The sequence below is a fragment of the Nonomuraea rosea genome (assembly GCF_039539705.1).
GTDB classification, from domain to species: Bacteria; Actinomycetota; Actinomycetes; order Streptosporangiales; family Streptosporangiaceae; genus Nonomuraea; species Nonomuraea rosea.
This window is the reverse complement of sequence record NZ_BAABDQ010000096.1, coordinates 1-8,738: the sequence shown is the minus strand read 5'-3', so window position 1 is coordinate 8,738 and position 8,738 is coordinate 1. Positions and strand designations below refer to the sequence as shown.

The following is an 8,738-nucleotide window of genomic DNA, read 5'->3' as shown; positions in this document are numbered from 1 at the left end:
GGGCTGGTGAGAGGCCCGATGCAGAGTCCTGGTCAGTCGAGAGCGGCCTCAGCTCGTCCCGGGCTTCGGGATCCGCCAGATCTTGATCGTTCCGTCCGCGCTCGATGAGTGCAGCACCGTGCTGTCCTTGGAGAACCAGTAGGAGTGAATCTCGCCGGTGTGACCGGTGAGTACGGTTTCGCGCCTTCCTTCGGCCACGTTCCACAGCTCGATCGAGCGCTTGTCGGGCGTGAGTACGGCGAGCCAGTCCTGGCTGGGGCTGAGGCTGCTTTCCTCTTGGGTGTAGTCCGGCAACCGGTTCGTCAGCCGTGTCCTGGTGTCGAGGTTGAAGACGTCCAGCCGCTGCCAGTCGCGTTCTTTCTGCGACGGTCGTCTCACCAGCACGGTGTGCCTGCCGAAGGAGAAGCCCGTGGTGTAGGTGCCGGTCTGGAGGGTGCCGAGCTGAGTTCCGCCGCGCAGGTCCCACAACCACACGGTGGGGTTGGGGCGGGGGTCGACACTCCCGTCGGACTCGGGGTACTGGAGGATCATGAGGGTCCGGCCGTCCGGGTGCAGGGTGAGCGACAGGCGCGGCCCGAGTCCGGGGTGCATGCGCCCGGTCTCTTTGCCGCTGACGAGGTCGTAGACGCGGACGTCGCCGCGGCCGGTCACGCCCACCAGTGTGGTGCCCGACGTCACGACGTTCCGCAGGTCCGGGTAGTGACGGGGGTCGGGGTCGCCGCGCAGGCGCCGGGTCCGGACTCCGTCGGCTGCTTGGTTCACCAGGTAGTCGCCGCTCGGGGCGTAGTGACCCCGGAGGGGAGGCTGGAGGGGACGTCCGGTCCTGGCGTCCGTCAGGTGGGTGTCGCCTTTCGGCGAGGTGGTCACCAGCAGGTCGCCGTCGGGGCTGAAGTAGGGGACGGAGTCGCTCCAGCCCATGACGATGTCGCCGCCGATGCGGCTGCCCGTGCGGGCGTTCCAGACGAGCAGCCGTGAACTGTTCTGGCCTGCGGGCACCTTTGCGGTGAGGAGGTTGCCGGAGGAGCTGAAGGCGACTGTTTGGGCGTTCTCCGCCAGCCTCCCGCCCAGTTGGGTGCCGGTACGGACGTCGTACAGGTACAGCGCGTAGCCCGGAGTCGTCCGGACGGTGGCGAGCGAGCCGTCCGGGCTGAAGGTGACCCAGTAGTCGTCGTCGCCGGGGGCATTGGGAGGCAGCGGCCAGTTCCTGAGCGGCCGGAGGCCGGAGGTGTCGAGGATGGTCAGTGCTTCCCTGGCGTTCGAGACCAGCGCGGCCAGGCGCCCGTCGGAGCTCCAGTGCAGGCCGAGATCATCCTTGTCCTGCCCGCGAAGCACGCTGCCGACGGGCCGCCCCGTGGCCACGTCCCAGACGTGCAGGTCCTTCCCGTCCGCCGACCTGGCGACCAGCATCCGGCCGTCATCGGTGAGGTACCGGTTGCCGATGGCGCCGACGTACAGCGTGGCGCTGGAGATGTCGGCGGGCAGTGACGCGAGCAGGACGGACGCGGTCCCGGTCACGACCGTGAGCCCTCCCGCGGCCAGCAGGCGGACGCGCGGCCTGCGCGGCGCGGCGGCTCCGGCCTTGGTCCGGGTGGCCAGCCATTCCTGCAGGCGGATGTGGCGGAACTGGTACGTCCCGCCCGAACGCTGCAGCAGTCCCGCACGATGCGCTCCTTCCAGCGCGCGCATGAGCCGCCATGGCGTACGTCTGCGCGAGGCCAGCACGAAACGCGCCCACGCGAACCGCGGCCAGGCCCTGGTGAGCAGGGTGAGCGAGGCGAACAGCACGCCGGGAAGCAGTACCGGCGGGTTCCCCCAGGGGTCGGTGAGCTCGACCGCGGCGATGTCTGCGGGCGTGGGCTCCCCGGACCACCCCGTGACCGCCGACTGCAGCGTGCGGAGGGCGACCTGGCCGGCCAGCAGGGCCGGCCCGAGCCCGAGCCCGACGATGGCTCCGGCCGCGAGCGCCCCGGCGAGGGCGGAGGCGCGGTCAGCGGCGAGCAGCTTGGCCGGGGTGGAGTCCACGGAACTGCCCGGCGGGGCGTCCAGCCAGCGGTAGATCGCCAGCGCGACCGCGGTCACGACCATGACGGCGCCACCCCTGGCCAGCCAGCTCAGGTAGACGTCGATGTTCGTGGGGCTCCAGCCGTACGCAAAGGTGATCACTCCCGCCAAGCCCAGCAGGATCGGGACGGTCAGGATCACCGCCAGCCCGGAACCGGTGACCGCGCCGACCCGCAATCGGTCGGCCGACCCCGCCGTCTGGAGGGTGAGCCTGCCGGGTGTTCTGATGCCGCCCACGTACCACGCGACCATGACCAGGATGGCGAAGCCGGCCCCGACGGCGGTGCCGAGCAGGAACGCGGCGTTGAGGTCCGTGACGGTGCCGGAGATCAGGATCCAGGCGGTGGCGAGCGCCGTCGCCACCGCGCCTCCCGCCAGGCCGAGCGCGGCGACCGCCCACGGCGAGACCAGCCTGGGGGCCAGCAGCCACCAAGCGAGCTCGCGTTCGTGATGGGCGTGCAGGTAGCGGGCCAGGAAGGTGAGCCACCGCTCGTCGCCCGCAGTCGTCGGCCGGGCCGCGGCCTCGACCAGTTTGTCCTCCACGGCCGTACGTGAGTCGCAGTCGCGCAGGTCCACGGCGCGCTGCTCGCTCACGTTCCGCGCCAGAGACACCATCAGCGGCGTCGACAGCGCCTGCGCCGCCGGGCCGCCAGGATCACGCGTCAGCTCGTCCACGAGGGGCGCGAGCCCGGGTGCCCCGAACTCGCGTAAGTAGGCGACCACGTCGTGGCGCAGCAGAGGCTGGAGGCGCACCACCGGCGCCCGTTTCAGAGCCGGTGCGCCTGACGCGATCAGCTCGCCGTACTCCACAGAACGGCAGGTGATCACAACGGGCCGCTCACGACCGATCGCCTCGTTGACGGCCTGGATCGCCACGCGCCGCGCGGCCTCGGACATCTCGTCGAGGCCGTCGACGATCGGCAGAATGAGCCCCGACCGCAGGAGCTCACGGGGCGTGTCCCGGTTGCCGCCGTAGTTGTTGACCGCGAGCGTGCCGACGATCCAGTCGTCCAGGGACTCGTCGACCGGGTCCCAGGAGGTCGCCGTCAGCAGGACCGGCACTGGCGCGTCCCCCCGGTCGTGCAGCAGGCCCCAGGCGAGCAGGCGCGCGAGGATGCTCTTGCCCGCGCCCGGCTCGCCGAGGATGACCATCCGGCCGCTGGCCACGCGCAGGTACTCGGCGCTCAGGGCCTTGGCGCTCTCCATGACGCCCCGCCGCAGCCTGCCGACCCTCTGGTCACCGGCCGACCACGACAGCGGCAGGACGTACGGCTTGTTCAGCGCCTCAATGCCCTGATGGTCGATCAGCTCCCGCCGCAGCCTCACGGCCAGCTCGTCGGCGAGCCTGGCCAGCGTGCTCGCCTCCGGCGGCCTCCTCAGGAACTCGGCCACGGCCAGGAACAGGTTGCCCAGCCCGACGAAGAAGCTGAGCACGCTGGCGCGCATGTCGCCCGTGGGCAGGTCGATCACCAGGAACCAGGCCCCGACGGCGAACGCCGCCACCATCGTCAGCAGGAGCATCACGATACGGACAGGCCTGCGTGCGCGCTCCAGGGGTTTCGGATCGGCCAATCCCCTGTCCTCCCTCTGCCCGCGGGCGAAGACTGTGCGTGCGATGACCGTGCACATGGAGTAGCCGATCGATCATCGCACTGCCGTCAGAAGGCGCACCACCCCCGGCTCGCGGCGAATCCGCCTCCGTTCATTCCGCTCCCGCCTCCGCGCGGATGGCGGTGCCCTGGGCCGAGTGCAGGCGCCACTGACCGTCATGGGCGAAGACGTGGATGTATCGGCTGGCGGCCGTGAAGTCTGTCCCGTCGGGGTTGGTGACGTTCATGCTGGTACGGCCGACCACGACTCCCGCGCTACCGACGAGACGGACGACGGCTTCATCCGGGAACGATTCGATCTTCGGGAACCGCAGGGCGCCCGCGCCGATCGATTCGAGGAGTGCGTCACGGTGGGCGACGGCGCCGTCCTCGATGCCCACGAGGACGAAGTCGTCCGGCGAGCAGGTCCTCCAGCGCGGGGACGTCGGCGGCCATGAGAGCTTCGAAGAAGCGGCGGTCGAGGATCAAAGGGATCTACTCCCGATGACGCGCATCGGCTTCCGCCTTGCCCTGGCTTACCGCAGCAACATCATCATGACCTGCGTGACGCTGGTCGCTCAGGTGTTCCTGCTGCGCATGATCTGGACTTCGGTGTACGGCTCGCGCCCCTCGGCGGCCGGGCTTACGCTGGAGGCGCTGCTGGCCTACCTCACGCTGGCCAACCTGCAGTCGTTCGCCACCCACACGATCGTGTCCCGGACGATCCACGAGCGGATCCGCACCGGCATGGTCTTCTTCGACCTGGCTCGGCCGGTCGGTTACCTCAGGCAGATGGCCGCCTTCCAGGTCGGTAACACCCTGGGCGGGCTGCTGCTGCTCGCCCCGGTGATCCCGGTGGTCCTCCTGGTCGGCTCGATCACCGTGCCGGTCGACGGGCTCGGTTACCTGATCACGCTGGCGCTTGGATACGTGATCGCCGTGCAGCTGGCGCTGCTGATCAGCCTGATCGGCTTCTGGACGATGGAGACCGGTGCCATCTCGCTGCTCTACCGGCTGGTCAGCCAGTTCTTCGCTGGGACGATGGTGCCGCTGGCCTTCCCGGCTTTCTCGGCGTGCTGGCCGACATCCTGCCCTTCAAGTATCTGGGCTACGTGCCGGCGGCCATCTATGCCGGGCACATCTCCGATGTCTCAGGCCCTGTTCTGGTCGAAGTTGCCTGGATCGCTGCGCTGAGCGGCTTGCTTGCGCTGACCTGGTCCCGGGCGCACCGGAGGGTGGTGATCCAGGGTGGCTGAGATCGTGCGTTCGCTGCGCCTGTACGTCCTGCTCCAGCGTGCCTCCGCCCGCGGTGTCATGCGGTACCGGATGAACGCCGTGATCGGCATCCTCAGCGGAGCGCTCTGGCAGGGCACCGGGTTCGCCTTCATCTGGGTGGTGATGCACACCTTTCCCTCGCTGGCGGGCTGGGGCCTGGCGGAGATCGCCTTCCTGTACGGGTTGCGCCTGACGGCCCACGCCCTGGCCATGATCCCCATGATCAGCGTGCACGACATCCACTGGCTTGTGCGCAACGGGGAGTTCGACCGGTTCCTGCTGCGCCCGCTCAACCCCCTGGTTCAGCTCATGGGCAACAAGATAGGCATGGGCCAGCTCGGCGACCTGCTCGTGGGCGTGACGCTGCTCGCCGTCGCCGCCCGGAACGTACCCGTCGACTGGAACGCCTGGCTGGTCGCCTACTGCGTGGTGGCCGTTGTGGGCGGCGCGCTCATCGAGGCGGCCTTCTTCCTCGGGCTGTCGGCGCTGTCGCTGCGCATGGTCGACACCTCCACCCTGCGGGTCTTCGTCGATGACGTCTTCAGCAGGTTCGGCTCCTACCCGATGAGGGTGTTCGGCGGCGTGACCGAGTGGCTGCTCACCTTCGTGCTGCCGGTCGCCTTCGTGGCGTACGTGCCCGCCGGCGTCGTCCTGGGCAAGCTGGACAACCCGTGGGCACCGGCCGGCCCGCTGCTGGGCGTGGTCCTGATCGCGCTGGCGTACCTCATATGGAGACGTCAACTTGACCACTACCAGAGCGTCGGTCATTAAACCCAGATACGAAATGCTGACACAGGTTGATCGCCGCCGAGGGAGCTTGAGAGGCATCTCGGAGCCTGCGGCGATCGGACCCATCAAGGGGATGACAGCCCTGTTTGCCATCGGCTTGGCTCTTCTCCGGCCGATGAACAGCTCCTGGAGCCGTTGGCTTCTGCCCGCATTAACACCGATTCGATCACGTGCGCGGGGCGAACAGCACGCGTAGTCCGCCCCCCACGAGCACCAGCATGCTCCCCGAGGTGATCACCCGGGCCTGCGAGCCCCCGCTCGCCGAGCGCCCCGCAGCCCCGCCACCACGGCCTTCGTGTCGACAGACACAGACACAGACATCGCCATCAGGCCCGAAGATCACCTGTACGTGAATTCCTTACTTAAGACTTCAGCTGTTCGGATGATCTGCGGCCGAGTAGGTGGTCGAGTTCGTGGGCGACCAGCGGGCCAGCCATGTTCGAAGCGGGTGATCTTCTGCCGGCGTCCAGGATGGTGTGCTCGACCTCGAGGACTCTCGGGCGTGAGCCGTTCATCGAGGACGTCAGGGTCACCGCTCTGGTCGGCGGGGACTGCCTGACCAGCAGCGCGAACCCAACCGTCAGCCGGCCAGGATGAGCAGGTCGCAGTCTTCCTCGATGGGACCGGTGTCGGGATGTGTGGCGAGGTCGGCGTCCAGCGCGGCGAATCCCTCGGTGATTTCCTGCTCAGTCAGCTGGTCGAAGATCGAGCTGGCGCGCAGCCGCAGTCGCGCGGCGTAGTCGGCGGGGCGGTCTGCGAGACGGTGCCGGACCGAGGTGAGGGCAACCGGGTGCATGCCGGCCGTGGCGAAGGCCTGCGCCACTTCGGCGACGGTGGGAAAGAGCTCTTCCTCGATGGTCCGCGCGCGGGGAAACCAGCGGTGCCACAGCGGGTCGGGCATCCGGTCGGCAAAGGTGTTGCGGATGAGCAACCGGCCCTTTGGGGCCAGCACGCGGGCGATCTCCGCGGCCGCCGCCGGTAGATCCTGGATATGGTGGATCACCAGGTAGAGCAGGGCCAGGTCGCACCCGTTGCCGGGCAGTGGGATCTTCTCGGCAGCGCCCTGGAGATAGCTGACCGACGGGTGGGCGGTGAGGTCCGCGGCCACCTGGCGCATCCGTGCGGAGGGCTCGACGCCGTACACCGGGCCGCCAAAAGTGTCGGCGAGGGCTGGGGAGAACCGGCCGGTACCGCTGCCCAGGTCCAGGACCGTCAGCGGCCGGCGGGACGGCGAGTGCCGGGCGAATTCGGCCATCCAGGCGGCGATGACGTCGGGAGGCAGCGCTCGACCGCGGGCGTACACCAGGTGCTGACGGTCGTCGTAGTTGATTCGTCTGAGCACACTGCCGAACCTATCCCGGCCGACATCGGCGGTCCACGTTCAGGACTGACCGGACCGGCCGGTACGAGATTCTCTGCTCGATATCAGCCGTGGCCGGGCCCCTGATTCCAGGCGCGAAAGCGGCCCCACCTTCTCGCGAGTTCTCGCTCCGCCTGCTGTTGTACAGCGGCTGCCTGACTCCATGCCTCCCGCGCGGCGAGGTTGGCCTCGGCGACAGCAGCGTCGGCCTGCTCGCGGGTCTGCCGGATCTGCTCTACGGCTTCCTCTCGGGCGGCGCTCACCCGCTCGTCGGCGCCGCGCTGCGCGATCGCGGCACCCCAGAACTGTCGGTGCCGGGTGCTTGGGTGGGGGCATGCGTTATGGCATCGACGTCGCGATCCTCGGTGACCTCGCGGAGCCGGCACACCTCGTCACCCTCGCCGGGGAGGCCGAGGCCGCCGGGTGGGACGCCGTGCTGGTGTGGGACCACCTGGCCTTCACCTGGGGCACGCCATCGGCCGACCCGTGGGTGATGCTGGCCGCCGCGGCGCAAGCGACCTCGCACATCAGGCTGGGTACGGCGGTGACGGCCGTGGCCCGGCACCGCCCGGAACGGCTGGCCCAGACCGTGGCGACGCTCGACAGGCTGAGCGGCGGCCGCGCGATCCTGGGCGCCGGGCTGGGCGGCGTGAGGCAGGAGTTCACCGCCTTCGGCTCAACACGTCCCGGCGGGGTCATGCTCGACGAGGCACTCGACGTGATGATCTCCCTCTGGTCCGGCGAGGAGGTGCACCATCGGGGCGCTCATTACACCGTCGGCGGGGTGCGACTCGCGCCGCTGCCCCTCCAGCGGCCCCGGGTCCCAGTGTGGGTCGGCGGCACGGCTTCGGGTGCCCTTCGGCGTGCCGCCCGCTGGGACGGCTGGATCGTCGCCGGCGACGACCAGGAGGGCCGCATGACGCTTTCACCCGACTCCCTGGCCGCCCAGGTCAGTGAGCTGCGTCGGTACCGGGCAGACCCGGGTGGCCTCGACGTGGCGGTCATCGGAGTGAGCGAGCCCGGCTCGTCGGTCCGGGCCTACGCCGACGCGGGCGCCACGTGGTGGCTGGAGCACCTCCACAACTACCGGGGGTCGATGGAACGACTGGTGCGGCGCGTCAAGGCGGGCCCGCCCGTGTGAAGCACCTGCGGTGCGCGTGTGGCTCAGGACAGCTTGATGCACAGGCTCACAGCGTCCCGGCGCGCCAAGGCAGTTCGTCGCGTCCTCGCTGTGGGCGTGGCCACCGGAGGCCACGGCCAGGCCGCCGCTCGGCGTGCGCGACCTCCTCGGCCACCCACACCGCCAGCTTCGTCGCGTCCTCGGCCGTGCAGGTACGAAAGCCCAGGTGCGTGCGGATCTGATGGCGGTGGTACTCGATCGTGGAGCCGGACCACTCGTAGAAGCCGAACTCCGAGGCCGGAACCCGGACCTGCTTGGCCACGTGCTCCACCACGTCGTCCGGCAGCTCTGAACGGCCGCGCGGGAACCGGCCGTGCTGCGTGTAGAACTTGAGCAAGATCGCGAAGCCGAGTCGAGTGGCGTCGCGCTTTCCGGCGATCAGGTCGCGCTCTTCGTCCAGGATCGTCCAGTGCTCAACCAGCTCGTCGATGTGCATCGGGGGGTGTTTCATGACCGCCCAGCATTGACCAGGCAAGTCACAGCA

The 8,738-nt window shown here is 69.4% G+C and carries 6 protein-coding genes and 1 pseudogene; 3 read left to right on the top strand and 4 right to left on the bottom strand.

Going from position 1 to position 8,738, the window contains the following annotated elements; all coding sequences use genetic code 11:
- Nucleotides 1-48 precede the first annotated feature (48 nt).
- Together ABEA43_RS67285 and ABEA43_RS67280 are read right to left on the bottom strand one after the other, a co-directional pair.
- Nucleotides 49-3,582, bottom strand: a complete 3,534-nt coding sequence (locus ABEA43_RS67285; RefSeq protein WP_345581315.1) for an NACHT and WD40 repeat domain-containing protein — start codon at nucleotides 3,580-3,582, stop codon at nucleotides 49-51.
- A 181-nt stretch (nucleotides 3,583-3,763) separates the two neighbouring features.
- Nucleotides 3,764-4,054, bottom strand: a pseudogene (locus tag ABEA43_RS67280) (Cif family virulence factor); the annotation flags it as partial.
- 100 nt (nucleotides 4,055-4,154) lie between these two features.
- Between ABEA43_RS67280 and ABEA43_RS67275 the strand changes: the two are divergent.
- Complete coding sequence (locus tag ABEA43_RS67275; RefSeq protein ID WP_345581312.1) at nucleotides 4,155-4,844, top strand: ABC-2 family transporter protein; 690 nt, start codon at nucleotides 4,155-4,157, stop codon at nucleotides 4,842-4,844.
- Nucleotides 4,845-4,898: 54 nt separating this feature from the next.
- A complete protein-coding gene (locus ABEA43_RS67270; protein WP_345581309.1) occupies nucleotides 4,899-5,696 on the top strand; it encodes an ABC transporter permease in 798 nt (265 codons plus the stop codon).
- A gap of 598 nt (nucleotides 5,697-6,294) precedes the next feature.
- Here the strand turns inward: ABEA43_RS67270 and ABEA43_RS67265 are convergent.
- Nucleotides 6,295-7,056, bottom strand: coding sequence for a class I SAM-dependent methyltransferase (locus tag ABEA43_RS67265; protein ID WP_345581306.1), 762 nt, complete (start codon nucleotides 7,054-7,056; stop codon nucleotides 6,295-6,297).
- A gap of 352 nt (nucleotides 7,057-7,408) precedes the next feature.
- On the opposite strand from ABEA43_RS67265, the gene ABEA43_RS67260 reads away from it, so the two are divergent.
- Nucleotides 7,409-8,215: an LLM class flavin-dependent oxidoreductase gene (locus ABEA43_RS67260; protein ID WP_345581303.1), complete on the top strand. Its 807-nt coding sequence runs from the start codon at nucleotides 7,409-7,411 to the stop codon at nucleotides 8,213-8,215.
- 46 nt (nucleotides 8,216-8,261) lie between these two features.
- Here the strand turns inward: ABEA43_RS67260 and ABEA43_RS67255 are convergent, their stop codons facing one another.
- Entirely contained in the window at nucleotides 8,262-8,705 is a 444-nt protein-coding gene (locus tag ABEA43_RS67255) for a DUF4158 domain-containing protein (protein WP_345581300.1), read from the bottom strand.
- Nucleotides 8,706-8,738: the final 33 nt, after the last annotated feature.